Below are 17,310 nucleotides of genomic sequence, written 5' to 3'. Positions count from 1 at the left end.
TCGTATCGTCAAACGAGATTAATTAAGGTTGTTGCCGGTGGCTTTTAACAATCGCTGGTAGGCCAGTTGGGCATCCACGGTGGCATTGATGACATTGAGTTGAGCCTGCAATAAAAAGCTGTTGGCTTCCAGCAAATCCGTCGAGCCAACCAGCCCATTTCGAAACCGGGATTCCGTCAGGCGGTAATTTTCCTGCGCCTGCCCAACGGCCGTCCGAATGACGGTTTGCTGTTCCAGCGCCAGTTGGTAATTGTTGTAGGCTGTCACCACTTCCGACCGAATCTGATCGGCTTGTTGCTGACCTTGCAGCGAAGCCTGATTGATGGCCAGTTTGGCGCTGTTCAGTTTGCCTTTCATGTTGAACAGCGAACCAACATTATACGTCAGCCCGGCTCCCACGTTCCAGGCGCTCACAAACGACTTGGCTTCCGGAATCAGGTGCGCCGTGGGGTTGATGTAATTGAAACCCGCCGAAACACCCAGGTGCGGATACAGGCTGCTCCGCGTATTCCGCAGCAACTCCTGTGCGGATTGCAACCGCAGGTTATTGGCTTCCACTTCCGGGCGAGCCTGCGCGGCTTGCGTCAGAAAATTGCTCAGCGGTTCCGCCGTCACAACGGGATTGGCCAGCGTCGTATCCACCGTAATGGCCTGATCTTCCGGCAATCCAACGAGCAGATTGAAGTTATACAGGGCCGTTTGACGGGCTTTATCGACCTGTAAACGACTCAATTGCAGGTTATTTTTCTGCAACTGAATTTTCAGCACTTCATTGGCCGTCACAATTCCTTCTTTTTCCAGATTGCGCGCTTCGCGTTCTTTTTCGTCAAACTGCTTGATACTCTGATCGATGACCGAGGTGGAGCGTATCAGTTTGACGATGTTGTAATACGCATCTTTGACTGTGTAAACCAGTTCCGAGCGGTTTCTTTTGGCATCCAGCCGACTGGCTTTGGTCAGCAATTCCGCCGACTTCTCCGCCGATTTTTCGGCAAAACCGCCAAACACCTCCTTGGTGATTGTGAGCCCCCCAATCATGGCGTTGAAAGCCCCCGCCGGAATGGTTAACGCCGATTTGCCATCCGCATCGGGGGCACCCAGCGAAAAGGGTCCAAGCAGGCTGTAGCGCGAATACGCCAGTGACGCGTTGGCTTGCGGCAGGCTGCGGTCTTTGGCTTCCTGCGAGCGGGCCTCGGCCGCCAGGGTCCGCGCATCGGCCAGTTTTATGCCTTTGTTGTTTTGCAAAGCGAGTTCAATGGCCCGGTCGAGCGGCATCACCGATGGCGTCGGTTGGGCAATTCCCCAGGCCACGCTCATCAGCCAAAAGCTCGCTACTAATAAATAGGTTTTCATATCAGCGGTTTCTAATTTTATTCAGGAGTGTATTCAGGGTGCTTACTTCCTCGTCGGTAAGGTGACTCACGATCGACTCAAAGTCTGCGAAATGAGCCGCAGCGGTTTCAACAAACTGTTTCGATTCTTCGGTCAGCCGGAGATTAACCCGCCGACGGTTTTGCGGATCTATTTCGCGCACAATCAGATTTTTCGCCACCAGTCGGTCAACGAGCCGGGTCATATCCGGATTCAGGTCGTTCATTTTTTCCTTCAACTCCCCGGCCGTCAAACTGTTCGGGTAACATTCGGAAAGATGCCGTAAGACGATGTACTGCTGAACCGAAAGATCAAACGGTGCCAGTTTCTGACCAAAATAGTTGAAGATGTAACTGTTGGTCTGGTGCAGGTTGGCGATCAGCCGGTGGTATTCGTTTCGAAATTGCTTGTTCATCTTCATTAAAGTTGCTCAAAGGTAGAGCCGATATTCGTTTAAACAACTATTGTTCAAACGATGGTTTACCCAAACCCTCGTTTTTAATCAAAGTTTAATTTGTACCATTAGATTATTTAAACAATAGAATGAAAAATATGCATTTAAGGCAGAAAGCAAAGATTTAGCAAGTCAATAATCAGTCCCTTTCGGAGAAAAATTACATTTCCTCTATTTAACAGCTTCGGTGCCTATTGATCCGAAATGTGCGGTTTTCAGGTCAGCTATTTTCGCACTAATTTAAAAATAGCCGCATCACCGCCTGCCAAAGAGGTGCGCAAGGTGTTGATGGTGGTTGTAGTTGTATTTTGAAACAATTCGCTTGTCAGGTAAACCGCTGATCCATCCAGCCCGATCCGGGCCAGGTCAATAATGTATTCTTTGGGGTAGTCTTCGTAGTTGAACACGGCCAGAAACCACTCCCCTTTGATTTCCCGGACAAACAATTCCGCTGCCGAATTACCCGCATTGCCTTCCACTGGTTTGAAAGCAACGCCGTTCTTCGCCAGCTCCAGAATCGGTTGGTTTTGCAACAGCTGCCGGGCGCGCGAACTCCACGGACCCTGAACGGAATAATCGTCGCCCGTAATAAACGTACCGGTGATGACTCCCGAAGTCAGCCGGGCGCGGTTCGCTCCCTCCGACTCTTCGCCAAACACAATGTGGTCGGCATCAATATAATTATAGACGTACGTCTGCCACCAGCCGTAGGTCAGGCTGTTCATCGTGTATTTCGTATCCTTGATCGTTTTCCAGGCGTCGCAGGCAATCCGGCGTGTGTGGGCGTATCGTCCCATTGCCAGATTGGGTGAAATGGCGGCATAGACCAGCATTTGTCCGTCCAATTGATCGATCAAATGTTCCATTCCCTGCCGGAAAGCCTGCATGCCGGTCGTGACGGACGGGTCGTAAAAACCGTCGGACTCAATGGCGGCATGGCCCAGAAAATCGATTTTGATCATCTTGAAACCGCAGTCCTTCAGCTTTTTGATCGCAAAAGCCACCCGCTGTTTCGTTCCCGGATGAGTCGGATCAAGGGCGCGGCCGCCGTCGAAGTCATGGTATTTCCCATGCGCTTTGGTCCATAAGTCCGAAAACAGGTAATCCCCTCCTTCTGCTCTGCGAACTTTCTGTGATTTCCAACCCCAGTCGGTGAAGGGCGCCCAGTAGACGCCGGGTTGCAACCCTTTCTTTTTGCAGTAATCAGCAAACTCCTTCAGCTTGCTGAAATCGCCGTTCAGTCCGCCCGAAAAGAAATTGTCCCAGAACGAATCCAGATCAATGTACGCCGTGTTGTCGTTCCGAAAACCGCTCAGACTATCGGCAAAAAAATCGACTACGTTTACGGCTTTGTCAAACGAAATCTTGCTTTTGATGGCACCCCAGCTGTTCCAGCCAAACGGCGTGGGTTTCTCCCAGTTGAATACATACGGGTTTTCGGCGATGCGGTTTGCTTTGCCGTAAGCTTCCAGCCCATCGCGCCAGTCGTCGTAGAAACCGACGAATAGCTTGGGGGATTTGATAGAGCGGCCGGAAAGAAAACCGTGCGGTATTTTGTCCCGGGTGATTTTTTCGTCGGACAAACCGCCCCAGGCCTTTAGATTGGTCAACTGCTGGCCGTCGCCCGCACTCAGAATACCGGTTTTCCAGTTCAGGTGCTCGACTGAGCCAATGATCAGTCCTTTTCGGGTGTAGTTTTCGTAAACCGCAGCCACTTCCGAACTGGTCGTCGACTGCCCGGCCTGCACCGGTTGGGAGTCGTAGCTCACAAACGCGTCGTTGTCAAACGGAACGAAAAGGCTTCGGTTGTCGCCCTGGACGCCAATGTCCGCCTTCCCGGCAACGATCGGTGCCATGTAATTGCTTTTCAGATCGTTACCATTTATCAGAACTTCCGCAAAGAAAAATTTCCGGTCCGGATAAACGTAAAAAATCTGCTGCAGGGTCGGAAATCCTTTGCGGGTCAGGACGATCGAATGTTTTTGCCCGACGCCGAATCCGTCACGGATAGCGGTTTTGGAATGTTTGCGGGTAGGATAATCTTTGCTATTCAAAACCGCATCCTTGTTTTTCACCTCCGCGTAGGCCCCCGAAATAACGGTTTTAGCATCTACAATCAGGTCAAAAACGCCGGACCGAAGGTGGTACTCGATCCGGTCATTTTTGCCGTATGGAATCGAAATTAAGCCTTTGGGTTGGGGTGGTTTTACGGCGAAAGCGGTCTGGCAAAAAATCCAGCACAGGGCGATGAGTCTGATACGCAGCGACATGTCGGGTCGTTTAGGAAGTGAGCAAGTATAGTACTAAATTGGGCGCCAGCCAATTCCGGGGAGGGTTTTGTTGATCTGCCATCCGGATTAAGCCTCAACCAATCTCACTACCGCTCAAGTTATGATGGAACTGCTCCCGATTAAAGAGACATTGGCCGAAAATGCCGGGTTTCAGGATCATCAGGACTGCAAGCCTTCCCTTGCCATGACGGTCGATTTTTTCAATCGAATCGGGTATCAACCGCCGTGGATTGGCTATTACGCCCGGAAAAATGGTGAGTTAGTCGGCAGCGCGGCTTTTAAAGGTGCGCCCCAAAACGGGCGGGTCGAAATTGCCTACGGCACGTTTCCGCCATTTCAAAGGCAGGGAATTGCCACCGAAATGTGTCGGGAACTGGTGCTGCTGGCCCGGCAAACCGATCCGGCCGTTACCATCACCGCCCGAACCTTTGAGCCGGACAATGAATCGAGCCGCGTTCTTCAGCGGAATGGTTTTGTGGGTCTGGGAACGGTTTGGGACGAAGAAGACGGCACCGTCTGGGAGTGGGAATATCGTGATTAAATCTTTGGTCCGGAAATGAAGTCGTATAGTTTATTTATGCTTACTTTTTCCATATCGTTTCTCCTTCTTTAATAGCCTCAGTCGGATACGCTGTTATCAGGAAATTTGTTTCGCTATCCAATCACCCAGCTCAGCGCCATAACCCCCGCCAGACCCGCGACCGACACCAGCGTTTCCATCACCGACCAGGTTTTGAGGGTGTCGGCCATCGACAGCTGAAAATATTCGCGGAAAAGCCAGAAACCGGTGTCGTTCACGTGCGAAAACATCATGCTCCCGGCGCCGATGCTCAACACCATCAGGTTTGGCTCTACGCCGGTGGCCGCCAGCATGGGTGCCACAAAACCGGCGGTTGTAATGCCCGAAACCGTCGACGAACCGGTGCAGACGCGGATCAGGGCGGCCATGCCCCAGGCCAGCACGTACGGATGCAACGTTGAATGTTCCATCATTTCGGCAATGGACTGACTCACCCCACCGTCCGTCAAAACCTGCTTCAGGGCCCCGGCTCCCCCGAAAATCAGAAAAAGCATGGCGACATCCCTGATCGCATCCCCAAACAGGGCCGTCACTTCCGGAATGGCTTTTCCCCGGCGGGTTCCGAGTGTGTAAGTTGCCACCAGCACCGAGAGAAACATGCTGACAACGGGCTCACCCACAAATGCGACGATCTGCTGACCCCGCGAATCGGTTGGCAAAAACGGGCTGAGAAAGGTGCTGAGGCCAATGAGCAAAATAGGGAGCAAAACCGTCAGAAAACTGGTGGTGGCCGAAGGCATCTGTTCGTCACTTAGTTCGGGAGCAATGAACGTTGGATTGCCCAGGTTCGTGTACCGTTTCACCGTCGAGCCAAACAGCGCACCAGAGATCAGAATGGCGGGAATGGCGACGATAATCCCGTAAAAAAGCGTCAGCCCCATGTCGGCATTGAACTGCTTGAGAATCGCCAGCGGAGCCGGGTGGGGCGGCAAATAGCCCTGCGTTACGGAGAGTGACGCCAGCATGGGCAGGCCAATGTAGAGCGCGGGGAGTTTGTACCGATGCGCCACCGTGATGACCAGGGGCGCCAGCAACAGGAAACCGACGGAATAGAAAAGCGGCAGGCCGACAATAAAACCGGTTACCAGAAAAGCCCAGCGGGCGTGCCGCGTGCCGACCAGGTCCATCAGGTTAATTGCAATACGCTGAGCGGCCCCGCTTTGGGCGACCAGTTTACCCAGCATCGCCCCCAGTGCAATGATGGCAGTGATGGAACCCAGCGTTCCGCCGATGCCTTTCTGGATGGACTCCAGAATGTCGAGCGGTTTTTGACCCAGAGCCAGCCCGACGCCGAGTGAAACCGCCAGAAAGGCCAGAAAAGTGTGAAGACGAACAAACGAAATGAGGGCAATCAGGACCAGAATGCCGAGGATGGTTATGGTTAGGAGCATAACCAAACATAGGAAATATTACGATTTTACCGAAATTTTTGGGCGAAGATTCCATTCCGCTGCGACCCTGCTGGCCTGTAACACATGGCGTTGCTCGTGCGCGATTAAAAACCGGAAAGTGTCGCCCGCCGAAAGGCGGATCAATTTGGCGATGGAAATTGGCACCCGGAGGTGTTGAATATTGACTCGTTTGGCCCGATCGAGCAGTTCCAGAATGGCTTCCTGCTGTTCAAGAAACAGATCTAAAACCGCCGAAGCGTTCTGTTTCGGCGCGGGAGTATGCGCTTTGACCGCTTTCATTTTCAGCGCAATTGAACCGTTGGCCCGGGGTCGCATCGAATTGGCGAAGTAATTTCCCAACCAGCCACTTTTGAAAGTCGGTGCTGCCGGAATCCCATTTTCCTCTCCGTTGGCGATCGCGGCTTCGAGCATCGGAATGTAATAATGTCCGTAGCTGTTGAGGTGTTCCAGACACTGGGCAATGCTCCAACGGTCGGGTGTGGGCTGGCGGTTTAAATCTGCGTCCGTCAACGGCCTGAACGTATCCGTAACGGTCTGAATAAGCGTTTGGGTGTCCTTCGTCAGTTGATCGAGCAGTTCATCGGTCTGAAAAGTGCGCATGGCTGTTGGTGTTTACAGGCACAAACCTAAGGCGGTTTTTCCCGTAAAATGTTGGCGAAGACCAAGATTTTCAAAACCGCTACAACTTGACCGTCGCCAGTAATTTACTGAAGGTGGTGGGGTCAAGCGCAAGATAGGAAGCCAGGTATTTATGCGGAATCAGTTGCAGCACGTGCGGGCTGCGCGTCAGCAGCACGCGGAATTTCTCCTCGGCCGTGTAGGTCATCAATTCGATATATCGTTCCATCAGACCCGACATGGCGGCAGCCGTACCAATGCGTCCCCAACGTTCCAGATTCGGGTACGTCGCCAGCAAGCGGTTGAAATCGGCGAACGAAAGCCGCAGCAACCGGCTGGCCGTCAGTGTTTCAAGGTAATACAGCGACGGTCGCTGGAGCTGAAACGAGTCGATGATGCCCGACATCGAGCCGGAATACGAAAAAATCAGCGTCGCATCCCGCTTGCCTTCGCCCACAAAATAGGCCCGCTGGACGCCATCGACCACAAAATACAGAAATCGTTCAACTTCTCCGGCCGCAGTCATGACGGTTTTGCGTTTGTATTCGACTGGATGCCAGCAACTCGCAAAATTCTCCCATTCATCTTCCGTGAGCGACACCACCGGAAAAACCACTTTCTTCAGCCGGTCCAGAGCCGCTGCCAGTTCAGGCCGTTCCATGTGCTACGGGGTTTGTTACCGAATTCTGTAAATTGGTTAACAGTGTTAGAATGACCTGAAACCAGCCGTCAGCTTCGCCAACGAGGGGCACCGGCTGATTTAACAAGCGGTATTTGTAATCGATATTGGACAAGCCAACGCCGTTCGATTCGATGCGCAGGTTCTTGCGCTGCAGGTTATTTTCAACGATCAACAGGTCATCGCCAGTTGTCCGAATCCGAATCGTAAGTGGCTGATCGGGCAAAATAACGTTGTGTTTCACCGCATTTTCGACCAGCAACTGCAACGTCAAGGGCGGCAGCAAAGCCGATTTTTTGGGTTCATCGACCGAAACATGCAATTGAACACTGTGTCCGAATCGGGTTTGCAGCAGATGGAAATATGACCGGATAAACCGTAATTCGTCGTGAAGCGTCACCAGTTCGTTTTCGTTACTTCGCAGCAAATACCGGTAGACATTCGACAGTTCATCGACAAATTCGCTGGCCTGCCGGGGCGCTTCGTCGATCAGCGAGGACAAGGTATTGAGTCCGTTGAACAGAAAATGCGGATTGACCTGGCTCTGCAACGCCCTCATTTGCACCTCGGTTTTTTCCTGCTGCATCCGTTGGAGGGCCAGATCGGCTTCCAGATTTTCGCGGTGGCGCTGTTCGCGTTCGCGCTCCAGATCCTTTTCCACTACGGCTTTTCGAATGGCTTCGCGCCGGTGGCGAAACGAAATCCCGAGTGAAAAAAAGATCAGATCCAGCACCACACCAGTTTGCACGAATAAATCGGGGTGCTGCCAGAATGGCAGACTTTGGCTCAGATTCGGCGAACGAATCAGCAGGACGGTCGTAATCGAATGATTAATGAGCAAGGAAGCGGTTCCGGCCACAAAGAAACGCGCCACGGTGTCTTTCGATCGAAAAAAAGTGTAAACAATGTACGCACCGACCGATAAGAGCGCCAACCGAACCGGCTGAAGCAGAATATTATGGAGTTTGGTTTGCCAAAAATCCGTAAACAGGTAGATGTAGGTTTTCACCACGACGTAGAAAACCAGCATCCACTGCACCACGACCACCCAGCGAATAAACCGGGGTCTTTCCTTCAGGTTCAGAAAGAGTTTGGCGAGTTCCAGGTAAAGAATGTAACCGGAATACGACAGGATCAGTTTGTAAAAATTACCGATGTTGTAGGGCAGCCGGAAGTGATTGACGACGAAATAAACCGCCCAAACCAGCGTATAGATTGTGTACAACCCATAAATCCGCTCCCGATACATCAGCCATTGAATGGAAGTAACCAGAAAGATGGCCAGCACCATTCCCAGAAAGAGTGGAGACCAGGCTTCGTACGTCATTTCAGCGAAAAAGGAATCGTAGACACGTTCTCAATAACAGAATGAAACGTAAATGTACAAAAAAGCCCAACCAGATTTAATAGGCAAATGAGGCAACGGAAGCAACGAATGGTCCGGCTCAATCCCAATACATTATCTTTGTGGCCGGCACATGGTTTTCGGGGCGGTTTTCCCGCCAGGCCCGATGCAACGCAGCAGGGTCCCGCCGACAACAGTAATCCCAAAACGTAAACCGTTATGAACCAGTGGGCCCGGTTCGACCGCACAGATGTGCTGGTGGTCGCCATTAACTTTCCGGCTGTTTTTATCGCCAATTACGTCATTTTCGGTAATCGGTACGTCAGTGACATGACCCTTTTTTTAGGCTCTTCAGCCGTGATTTGTGTCCTGGCCATCCTTTTGTCCGTCAGCCTGACGCTCTGGATGAAATACCTCCGGTTTCGGTATACCCACCTAAATCAATTCAGTAAACGACTGCTTTACAGTGTATTCGTTTACGTCGTTGGCACCAGTTTGATGGTCCTTAGCCTGTTTGGCCTGTATCATTGGCTCGATTATCCGTATAATTTGAACACACTGCCCTGGATTTTGATGATCGGTTTCGTGACGAACATCATTTCGGCGGGTTTACACGAATCGGTTTATACCTACAATCAGTGGCTCCGGAGCGAACAGCGCGAGTACCGGTTGAAACACCTCCACATGCAGCAGCAACTGGATGTGCTGAAACAACAGGTCAATCCGCATTTTCTGTTCAACAGCCTCAATTCGCTGATTTCTTTGATTGGCGAAAATCCGCAGCAGGCCGAAATCTTTGCCGAAGAACTCAGCACGGTTTACCGGTATGTTTTGCGGGCCAACGAAGAGAATCTGACGGAGTTGAAATCGGAACTTGGTTTTGTGCAATCGTACGCCCATTTGCTCAAAACCCGCTACGGGAACGGGTTAACCATTGATCTCCGAATCGATGCCGATGCGCAGTCGTACCGAATTCCGCCTTTGACGCTGCAATTATTGATTGAAAACGCGGTGAAACACAACATTGTAATGGCCGATCAACCCCTTACGATCCGGATCGAAACCATCCCCGATGGCTGGATTCAGGTCACGAACAATCTCCAGCGGAAGCCATCGCGCGTGCTTTCCAACGGCGTCGGTCTGTCCAATATTCTGGCCAAATACACCATGCTGGGGCAGGTAGTACCCACCATTCAGGAAAACGACGGGCAGTTTACCGTCAAACTGCCACTTCTGGCTAAAATCAGCAGCCCAATCGTGGCCGGAACTGAACCAAATTCGACGCCAAAACCTTATTAATGTACCAACACGAATTCGGGTGATTGGACAATGATGTATTGAAATAAATTCCGTTGAATTCATACCCAAAAAATCATGAAAGTAGAAATCTGGTCGGACGTGATGTGTCCGTTTTGCTACATCGGGAAGCGGAAATTTGAAACCGCACTGGCCCAGTTTGAAAATAAAGATTCGATTGAAATTGAGTGGAAAAGCTTTCAGCTTAATCCGGCTCAGGAAACCGATCCCACCCGGAGTGTGACGGAATACCTGGCCGAAGTGAAAGGCTGGACACTCGGTTATGCCCGGCAAATGAACGATTATGTCACCAATATGGCACGTGAAGTAGGACTTCAGTATGACTTTGATAAAGCCATAATAGCCAACTCATTCGACGCGCACCGTGTAGTTCAGCTAGCCAAAAAACACGGCCAGGGTGATGCGATGGAAGAGCGGCTTTTCAAAGCGTATTTCACGGAAGGACTCAACACCGCCGATCACGAAACCCTGCTTCGGCTGGGCGTTGAAATTGGGCTGGACTCCGAGGAAGTCAAACAGGTTCTGGCGTCCGATCAATACCGCAACGAAGTGAAAGCCGATATCAACGAAGCCCGTCAGGTGGGCGTTACCGGCGTTCCGTTCTTCGTCTTTAACCAGAAATACGCCGTTTCCGGTGCACAGGCTCCCGAAACGTTTCTGGGTGCCCTGAAAAAATCATTTGGCGAATGGGAAGAAGTAAACCCTGTTACTGAGCCGGTTACTATTCAGGGAGCGGTATGTACGCCGGATGGAAATTGTGCGTAATTTCGCAAAAAATATCCCCCATGACGCATCCCTCCCATTCATCCTCTTCCGGCGATTCATACGTCCGTGAACCCTTTTTCAATGTCCGGTTACTCATCAATATAGCGCTGGTTTTGGCCAATAGCATTTTGTTGCTGGTAATCATCAAATGGGCAACCGTGGTTCACTGGCCGTATTCGCTGGCGGCCGTTTCGGCGGCTGTCATCGGTTTTCTCGAACCCCGAAAAGGCTGGATTCTGGCGGTATTACAGGTTGTCATTCTCTGGGTTGGGTATACGTTTTTCACCGCAGTTCCGGAGAATGGCGGTAAACAGGAGCTCGAACTTTTTTGCCTCTACGGCTCCATTTTCCTGACATTTCTGGGTAGTTTCGTGGGCGGCATTCTGAAACGAGCGTCCAGTAAATAGAGTAAAGAGATGAGAGGTGAGACACTGGAATAAAGACCTGTTCGCGTCGTCCCAATTCCATTGTCTCACGTCTCATCTCGTTGCTCTCCAAAATACCTTGGCCATCAGCACACCGAATACGTTCAAGTCACCCCGCCGAATCCGGTTTTCCATCGCCGGTTTTTTCTTCATTTCCGGTTTTGGATTTGCCACCTGGGCCTCGCGCATTCCGTCGCTACAACAGCAACTGAGGCTGAACGAAGCGCAATTGGGAGCGGTTTTATTCGCCATGCCGCTGGGCCTGATCCTGACGCTCCCGCTCACCGGCATGCTGATCGGCCGGTTCAGCAGCCGGATCATGGTGCTGGTCGGGGCGGTTTTTCTGAATATTATGCTGGTATTGCTGGGTCAGGTCAACCAGACGTGGCAACTGGCCTTCGTGCTATTCTGCTTCGGTGCGGCCCGAAACCAACTCAGCATTTCCGTCAACGCACAATCCATTGGCGTTCAGGCCCTTTACAAACGTTCCATTTTGACATCGTTTCACGGGATCTGGAGCATTGCCGGTTTTGCCGGTGCGGCATTGGGCTCCTTCATGATTTCGATCCACGTGCTGCCTTCCGGGCATTTCATGCTTGTCAGCATTTTTCTGACGCTGGTTGCTCTTGCTTTGTTTCCCAACACGATCCCTGAACCGGCCGGAAAGTCGAACTCCCGGACCGGTTTTGTGTTACCGGACCGGGCGTTGCTGAAATTCGGGCTGATGTCGTTCGCATCGATGGCTTTCGAAGGCATCATGTACGACTGGAGCGGTATTTATTTTCAAAAAATCGTACGCGCGCCTACGGAAATCATCGCACTTGGTTTTGTGGCCTACATGAGCGCTATGACCATCGGGCGGTTTTCCGGTGACTGGCTCGTCAATCGGTTCAACAAGAAAACCGTGCTGACCTTCAGCGGTCTTCTCATGGCCAGCGGGTTGTTACTGGCTGCCGTTTTTCCCAACGTTGTAGTTGCCGGATTGGGGTTCATCATGGTCGGCTTTGGCACGTCCTGCGTCGTTCCGCTTGTATTGAGCCTGGCCACGCAATCCAAACGGGCGGAAACCGGCCCGGTGATTGCCGCCGTTTCCACGATTGCCTATTTGGGTTTCCTGATCGTTCCGCCGGTGGTCGGTTTTCTGGCCGAAGCGCTCAATCTCCGGTGGTCGTTTGGACTTCTATCACTGTTAGGTCTACTGATGGTCTGGATAGTCAGCAGATTACCAGATCATTACAGATCCTGAGGTTATTTCCGCAAGGGCTGCGGTTTCACCCCCTCGACGGTAATCTGCACCGGTTTTATAAGCCCCTTGGCATCAAATGACATCACATCGATGCAGGTTTCGCGGTGGTTCCCATCGGTTTCGGTGAGCGGACGTCGGTGATATACGATATACCACTGGTCTTTGCCCGGCACCTGAATCACGGAATGGTGGCCCGCTCCGGTCGCGACGTTCGGGTCCTGCTTCAGGATTTTATCGATGCGTTCAAACGGCCCAAACGGCGAATCGGACATGGCATAGGCCACGGAATAATCCGGTCCGGTCCAGCCACCTTCCGACCACATGAAGTAATATTTACCGTTCCGGATAAACATAAACGGCCCTTCCACGTACCCTTTGGGTGTAATTTCCTTGAACGTCGTTCCGTCGGGAAATGGCACAAAACCCGTAAAATCATCTTTCAATTTGGCAATGTTGCAATGCCGCCAGCCGCCATAAATCAGGTAATACTGCCCGTCTTTGTCCTTAAAAACAAACTGGTCGATCGGCTGCGCGCCATTAATAAACTTGTCGATCAGCGGTTTCCCCAGGTAATCCTTGAAAGGCCCGCCCGGATTATCGGCCACAGCGATGCCTATTCCGCCAGGACTTTTGTCATTCTGAATATCGTTCGCGCCAAAAAAGAGGTAATACTTTCCCCCTTTCTCAACGATGGCGGGGGCCCACATCGCCCGCCAGGCCCATTTGATGGCGGTGGTATCGACAATCCGGCTGTGTTTGGTCCAGGTTACCAGATCCGGCGACGAAAAAGCATCCATAAAAACCTGCTCTTTATAGGGTGCTGAATACGTCGGATAAATCCAGTATTTGTTTCCAAATATAATCCCTTCCGGGTCAGCGTACCAACCCGGAAATATCGGATTCCCGGACATTTTTTTCTTACCGGCAGCAGGTTGAGCAGTCGCCGAAGGGCGTACTAAAACCGTCAGGAGTAAACAAAAAAGCGCAGAAAATAAGCCAGATTTTTTCATAAATTAAGAATGGAGCAGTTAATGGTTTTAGTTGGCCGGTTTTCCAGCTGGCAGATAAACATTCACTTCCGGGTGCATGGTATACAGGCGGTAATTGGTCCCGTCGTTCACTAAAATACCGCTCGATTTATTGTCGCCAAGAATGGGATTGTTAGCGTACTTTTTCCAGTGAATCAGGTCTTTCGAAACCGCTACGTTGGTCGACCACGCCCGCCAGTCTTTGAACGCCGAAGCGTGGTAATACATATAATAGAGCCCTTTATAGCGGATAACCTGATTGGCAGCCACCGCAAACTGATCGTACTTTTCGGGACCCATTTTCAAAACCGGCTCGTCCTGAACGTTCGTCCATCGTTTCATATCGTTTGAAGTTGCCAGCCAGACCGCAGCATCATTGCGCTCGTAAAACAAATACCAGGTGTTACCCTCTTTCCAAACCGCCGGGGTGCCATACGGACCTTTGGTGAGCGGTTTTCCGTCGGTATAATAAATAGCAATCGGTCCCTGTTCCTGCCAGTGAATTCGGTCGGTTGAGGTCAGGATGTGTGCAACATCATCCTTTCCTTCCGCGAACATGTAATACGTTTTACCAGACTTCCAAACCGACATATCTTCCACCCAGTCGGCTTTATGAATCGGATTATCAGCGTATCGTTTCCACGTAAAACCGTCCGTCGAAGTAGCATAACCGAGAAATTTAGTCTTGTCTTTTCCAGCTTCATACCCGGTATACCACAGATACCATTCGTTGCCTTCCCGCAGAATAAAACCCCGTTCCCGAATTTTATTATCCCAGGTATCCGAACCGGTACCGGCAAAAACCGGGTTGTGTGGATACGATTTAAATTGGATGATTTCAGCCGGAAACTCCGGATTCGGAGCCGGTTTTTCGGACGAAATCCAGCCAATAAATAATGCAGAAACCAGGAGTAAAGGGTAGGCTTTTTTCATAAGTCGGGTTAGTCAATTCAATTGGAGTTACTTGGTTTTAATTCTCAGATACAATTCCTCCACCTTCTGGCGCGCCCAGGGCGTTTTTCGCAAAAAAGTCAGACTGGATTTGATGCTCGGATTGTCGGTAAAACACCGTATGGGGATGCGCTGGCCCAAACGCTCCCAGCCGAAATGATCGACCAGTTCCGTTAGAATCAGTTCGAGGGTTTTGCCGTGAAGCGGATTATTGGGCTGCGAAGGAGTCATCTCAGGAAATGGTTACAATCAGGCGCAAAGATAGCTCAAGATGTGAAACCGGCGTTTTTTGAAGTAATCTTCTTTTTTATGCCCGATTGACGTACTTATTCCGTTTTTAAGGCTACCTTATACGACATTAGCGAATAGAGCCGAAAACAAGAGATTGGTAACTTATAGTTTATCCTACTTTCTTCCATCTATTCCTGCCAAACTCAAATTTCAAGCATCATGGCCCAGCAAAAAGCACCCGCAAAAGGAAGCGCTAAAAAACCGTCCGAGAAAACACTAAAGGAAAAACGTGCCGACAAACAGGCGAAGCGCGACAGCAAAAAGGATTATTAATTACACCACTAACAGGCCATTCTGCCGCAAACTTCGACCGGTTTCCGACTGCATGAAGTCCCCAAAGCTCCCTAACCCGGCGGTTTCAAAGTCCGCTTTTAAGCCGTCGAGGGACCAGGGTTCGTGCTTGGCAATAACCAGTTGGGGCATGATTTTCGCCAGCCACTCACCCACCGGCACGCTCGTTTCCAGCGCCCATTCGTTTTTCTTCGAATAAAAAACCAGTTCGGCCAGTTCAACTACCTTTTTACCCTTTTTGACTTCCAGCACCGAAAGATTCGGCACACTCCCCAGCCAGATCACGAGCGCATTGGGCCGAAAATCATTGTCTGACAACTGGCGTATACTCTTCGCAATATAGTTCGGGGGAATGGTAGTCGTTGGCGTTTTAAAGTCAAACCAGCTTTTGAGCGGAAACTCGAAACACACGCCGTGCATGTAATTGAACAGCGACTTCCGTAAGCCTTCCGAGAACTGGCCGTGGTCGCAGCCGAGCGGGTCGTCATGATCCAGATCGTTGTCGGCAAATAAACCGGTTTCGGGGCCGATTCGCATCACGTCGAACCCGGCCGGATGCAAACCCACCGGGCTGTGGGCAGTCATGGCAAACCGGTGCCAGAATCCCGATTGCACAATCCCGGCTTCGAACAATTGCCGGACCATTTCCAGCGAATCGATCGTTTCCTGGGCGGTTTGCGTCGGAAAACCGTACATCAGATAGGCGTGGACCATGATGCCCGCCTGGGTGAATCCATCGGCTACGCGGGCCACCTGCGCCACGGTTACGCCTTTTTTCATGCGTTCGAGTAGCCGGTCCGAGGCCACTTCCAGCCCCCCGGAAACCGCAATGCAGCCCGACGCTTTCAACAAGCGACACAGATCGGGCGTGAAGTTTTTTTCGAACCGGATGTTCGTCCACCAGACCACGGTCAGCTTCCGGCGAATGATTTCCAGCGCCAGATCGCGCATCAAGGCGGGCGGAGCGGCTTCGTCGACAAAGTGAAAACCGTTCTGGCCGGTTTGTTCGATCATTTCTTCGATCCGGTCGCAGAGCAAAGCCGCCGTCAGCGGTTCGTAGCGTTTGATGTAGTCGAGCGTTACGTCGCAAAAAGAGCATTTCCCCCAGTAGCAACCGTGCGCCAGCGTCAGCTTGTTCCAGCGTCCGTCGCTCCAGAGCCGGTGCATCGGATTGACGATTTCGATGACTGATAAATAGTCGTTCAGCGGTAAATCACGGTAGTCGGGCGTTCCGGTATCGCGTTGCGGAATATCCCGCTCCCGGTTCTGGTTGTGGTACGTCACGACGCCGTTCACCCGCGAATACACCCGCTTCAAACTCTCCCGTTCGCGGTTTCCCGCCAGGTAATCCAGCAGAGAGAGCAGCGGAGCTTCGCCATCGTCGAGGCAGATGTAATCGACGAAATCAAACACGCGGGGCTCCTTCAGCGAGCGAAGTTCGGTATTGGCGTACCCTCCGCCCATAACGACGGCAATCTGCGGATGGTTTTTCTTAATGTATTGTCCGCACTTTAAGGCGCCGTACAGATTTCCCGGAAACGGAACCGTCAGGCAAACTACGCTGGGGTTCCATTCCTGAATCCGTTTTTCGAGCCGATTCGTTAATGTAGCCGAAATCAGGGTTTCGGGCGCTAACAGTGCCGCGTTGATTTCGTCGAAATGCGTTGCCGAGCGACCCAGGCGTTCGGCGTACCGGCTGAAACCAAAGTGCGGGTCCACCGCTTCGGTAATCAGATCGGCCAGGTCTTCGAGGTATAAGGTTGCCAGATGGCGGGCTTTGTCGTGAATCCCCATCGTTCCAAAGGCCCAATCCATTTCATCAAGTTGCGCAAACCGGGAAGCTTCTGGCAAATACGACCGGTCGCAAATGCTGTGGGCCAGCGTTGGATTTTTGTTCTGCAAAAACCGGATGACCGGGTCAATGGTGCTGATGTAGTCATCCTTCAGCGAAAAAATCCGGTAGCTGTTTTCGGATAATTCCGCGTCGGAAGCCTCCAGTTCGTCGAATAGCGTTTTCAGCCCCTTCGCCGAAAACAGGTTCAGAATCACCTCAATGCCTAAATCAGCCTGGTGTGAACGAAAGCCTTTCGTATTCAGAAACCCTTTCAGGTAAGCCGTCGCCGGGTACGGCGTATTGAGCTGCGTGAAAGGTGGTGTAATAAAAAGGATTTTTGGTTCCAAGGAGTAACGGCGCTTCGTTCCCCACAAAGGTAGTTCTTGTTCCCCAGAAATAGCTCTTTTAAGAA

Annotated in this window: 16 protein-coding genes; 5 read left to right on the top strand and 11 right to left on the bottom strand. The window is 51.5% G+C overall.

Annotated elements, in window-relative coordinates:
- Positions 1 to 18 precede the first annotated feature (18 nt).
- The 3 genes from EHT25_RS02170 to EHT25_RS02160 all read right to left on the bottom strand — a co-directional run bounded on the left by EHT25_RS02170 (position 19) and on the right by EHT25_RS02160 (position 4,095).
- Complete coding sequence (locus tag EHT25_RS02170) at positions 19 to 1,353, bottom strand: TolC family protein (RefSeq protein ID WP_124869958.1); 1,335 nt, start codon at positions 1,351 to 1,353, stop codon at positions 19 to 21.
- A 1-nt stretch (position 1,354) separates the two neighbouring features.
- Positions 1,355 to 1,786 (bottom strand): MarR family winged helix-turn-helix transcriptional regulator, encoded by a 432-nt coding sequence (locus tag EHT25_RS02165; RefSeq protein WP_124869955.1) that lies wholly within the window; start codon positions 1,784 to 1,786, stop codon positions 1,355 to 1,357.
- A 263-nt stretch (positions 1,787 to 2,049) separates the two neighbouring features.
- Positions 2,050 to 4,095: an alpha-amylase family protein gene (locus EHT25_RS02160; protein WP_124869952.1), complete on the bottom strand. Its 2,046-nt coding sequence runs from the start codon at positions 4,093 to 4,095 to the stop codon at positions 2,050 to 2,052.
- A gap of 121 nt (positions 4,096 to 4,216) precedes the next feature.
- On the opposite strand from EHT25_RS02160, the gene EHT25_RS02155 reads away from it, so the two are divergent.
- Positions 4,217 to 4,657, top strand: a complete 441-nt coding sequence (locus tag EHT25_RS02155; protein ID WP_124869949.1) for a GNAT family N-acetyltransferase — start codon at positions 4,217 to 4,219, stop codon at positions 4,655 to 4,657.
- A 113-nt stretch (positions 4,658 to 4,770) separates the two neighbouring features.
- Here the strand turns inward: EHT25_RS02155 and EHT25_RS02150 are convergent, their stop codons facing one another.
- From EHT25_RS02150 to EHT25_RS02135, 4 genes are all read right to left on the bottom strand, one after another.
- On the bottom strand, positions 4,771 to 6,087 hold the full coding sequence (locus EHT25_RS02150) for a gluconate:H+ symporter (RefSeq protein WP_124869946.1): 1,317 nt from the start codon (positions 6,085 to 6,087) through the stop codon (positions 4,771 to 4,773).
- Positions 6,088 to 6,105: 18 nt separating this feature from the next.
- Positions 6,106 to 6,708 carry a DinB family protein gene (locus tag EHT25_RS02145; protein WP_124869943.1) on the bottom strand — a complete coding sequence of 201 codons (603 nt, stop codon included), beginning with the start codon at positions 6,706 to 6,708 and terminating at the stop codon, positions 6,106 to 6,108.
- A 79-nt stretch (positions 6,709 to 6,787) separates the two neighbouring features.
- Positions 6,788 to 7,387: a Crp/Fnr family transcriptional regulator gene (locus EHT25_RS02140; protein WP_124869940.1), complete on the bottom strand. Its 600-nt coding sequence runs from the start codon at positions 7,385 to 7,387 to the stop codon at positions 6,788 to 6,790.
- On the bottom strand, positions 7,374 to 8,732 hold the full coding sequence (locus EHT25_RS02135; protein WP_124869937.1) for a sensor histidine kinase: 1,359 nt from the start codon (positions 8,730 to 8,732) through the stop codon (positions 7,374 to 7,376). Before EHT25_RS02135 ends, EHT25_RS02140 begins: the two co-directional genes overlap by 14 nt.
- Before the next feature lie 237 nt (positions 8,733 to 8,969).
- Here EHT25_RS02135 and EHT25_RS02130 point away from each other — a divergent pair, with 237 nt between their 5' ends.
- The 4 genes from EHT25_RS02130 to EHT25_RS02115 all read left to right on the top strand — a co-directional run bounded on the left by EHT25_RS02130 (position 8,970) and on the right by EHT25_RS02115 (position 12,503).
- The gene (locus tag EHT25_RS02130) at positions 8,970 to 10,049 is read left to right on the top strand and encodes a sensor histidine kinase (protein WP_124869934.1); all 1,080 of its coding nucleotides are present in this window, start codon (positions 8,970 to 8,972) and stop codon (positions 10,047 to 10,049) included.
- A gap of 75 nt (positions 10,050 to 10,124) precedes the next feature.
- Positions 10,125 to 10,832: a DsbA family oxidoreductase gene (locus tag EHT25_RS02125; RefSeq protein ID WP_124869931.1), complete on the top strand. Its 708-nt coding sequence runs from the start codon at positions 10,125 to 10,127 to the stop codon at positions 10,830 to 10,832.
- 20 nt (positions 10,833 to 10,852) lie between these two features.
- On the top strand, positions 10,853 to 11,239 hold the full coding sequence (locus tag EHT25_RS02120; RefSeq protein WP_124869928.1) for a hypothetical protein: 387 nt from the start codon (positions 10,853 to 10,855) through the stop codon (positions 11,237 to 11,239).
- A 97-nt stretch (positions 11,240 to 11,336) separates the two neighbouring features.
- On the top strand, positions 11,337 to 12,503 hold the full coding sequence (locus EHT25_RS02115) for an MFS transporter (protein ID WP_221622232.1): 1,167 nt from the start codon (positions 11,337 to 11,339) through the stop codon (positions 12,501 to 12,503).
- 2 nt (positions 12,504 to 12,505) lie between these two features.
- Here the strand turns inward: EHT25_RS02115 and EHT25_RS02110 are convergent, their stop codons facing one another.
- From EHT25_RS02110 to EHT25_RS02095, 4 genes are all read right to left on the bottom strand, one after another.
- On the bottom strand, positions 12,506 to 13,513 hold the full coding sequence (locus tag EHT25_RS02110) for a glycoside hydrolase family 43 protein (protein ID WP_124869925.1): 1,008 nt from the start codon (positions 13,511 to 13,513) through the stop codon (positions 12,506 to 12,508).
- Positions 13,514 to 13,540: 27 nt separating this feature from the next.
- Positions 13,541 to 14,464, bottom strand: a complete 924-nt coding sequence (locus EHT25_RS02105) for a glycoside hydrolase family protein (RefSeq protein WP_124869922.1) — start codon at positions 14,462 to 14,464, stop codon at positions 13,541 to 13,543.
- A 27-nt stretch (positions 14,465 to 14,491) separates the two neighbouring features.
- Positions 14,492 to 14,713: a VF530 family protein gene (locus EHT25_RS02100; RefSeq protein ID WP_124869919.1), complete on the bottom strand. Its 222-nt coding sequence runs from the start codon at positions 14,711 to 14,713 to the stop codon at positions 14,492 to 14,494.
- A gap of 333 nt (positions 14,714 to 15,046) precedes the next feature.
- The gene (locus tag EHT25_RS02095; RefSeq protein ID WP_124869916.1) at positions 15,047 to 17,245 is read right to left on the bottom strand and encodes a B12-binding domain-containing radical SAM protein; all 2,199 of its coding nucleotides are present in this window, start codon (positions 17,243 to 17,245) and stop codon (positions 15,047 to 15,049) included.
- Positions 17,246 to 17,310 lie beyond the last annotated feature (65 nt).

It is taken from the genome of Larkinella rosea, from assembly GCF_003858635.1.
GTDB classification, from domain to species: domain Bacteria; phylum Bacteroidota; class Bacteroidia; order Cytophagales; family Spirosomataceae; genus Larkinella; species Larkinella rosea.
The sequence above is the reverse complement of the archived record's forward strand: the minus strand, read 5'-3'. Positions and strand labels throughout refer to the sequence as shown.

Bases quoted from the DNA above. Each gene is read 5' to 3' on its own strand.
- EHT25_RS02170 (WP_124869958.1), bottom strand. From the start codon at position 1,353: ATGAAAACCTATTTATTAGTAGCGAGCTTTTGGCTGATGAGCGTGGCC.
- EHT25_RS02165 (WP_124869955.1), bottom strand. From the start codon at position 1,786: ATGAACAAGCAATTTCGAAACGAATACCACCGGCTGATCGCCAACCTG.
- EHT25_RS02160 (WP_124869952.1), bottom strand. From the start codon at position 4,095: ATGTCGCTGCGTATCAGACTCATCGCCCTGTGCTGGATTTTTTGCCAG.
- EHT25_RS02155 (WP_124869949.1), top strand. From the start codon at position 4,217: ATGATGGAACTGCTCCCGATTAAAGAGACATTGGCCGAAAATGCCGGG.
- EHT25_RS02150 (WP_124869946.1), bottom strand. From the start codon at position 6,087: ATGCTCCTAACCATAACCATCCTCGGCATTCTGGTCCTGATTGCCCTC.
- EHT25_RS02145 (WP_124869943.1), bottom strand. From the start codon at position 6,708: ATGCGCACTTTTCAGACCGATGAACTGCTCGATCAACTGACGAAGGAC.
- EHT25_RS02140 (WP_124869940.1), bottom strand. From the start codon at position 7,387: ATGGAACGGCCTGAACTGGCAGCGGCTCTGGACCGGCTGAAGAAAGTG.
- EHT25_RS02135 (WP_124869937.1), bottom strand. From the start codon at position 8,732: ATGACGTACGAAGCCTGGTCTCCACTCTTTCTGGGAATGGTGCTGGCC.
- EHT25_RS02130 (WP_124869934.1), top strand. From the start codon at position 8,970: ATGAACCAGTGGGCCCGGTTCGACCGCACAGATGTGCTGGTGGTCGCC.
- EHT25_RS02125 (WP_124869931.1), top strand. From the start codon at position 10,125: ATGAAAGTAGAAATCTGGTCGGACGTGATGTGTCCGTTTTGCTACATC.
- EHT25_RS02120 (WP_124869928.1), top strand. From the start codon at position 10,853: ATGACGCATCCCTCCCATTCATCCTCTTCCGGCGATTCATACGTCCGT.
- EHT25_RS02110 (WP_124869925.1), bottom strand. From the start codon at position 13,513: ATGAAAAAATCTGGCTTATTTTCTGCGCTTTTTTGTTTACTCCTGACG.
- EHT25_RS02105 (WP_124869922.1), bottom strand. From the start codon at position 14,464: ATGAAAAAAGCCTACCCTTTACTCCTGGTTTCTGCATTATTTATTGGC.
- EHT25_RS02100 (WP_124869919.1), bottom strand. From the start codon at position 14,713: ATGACTCCTTCGCAGCCCAATAATCCGCTTCACGGCAAAACCCTCGAA.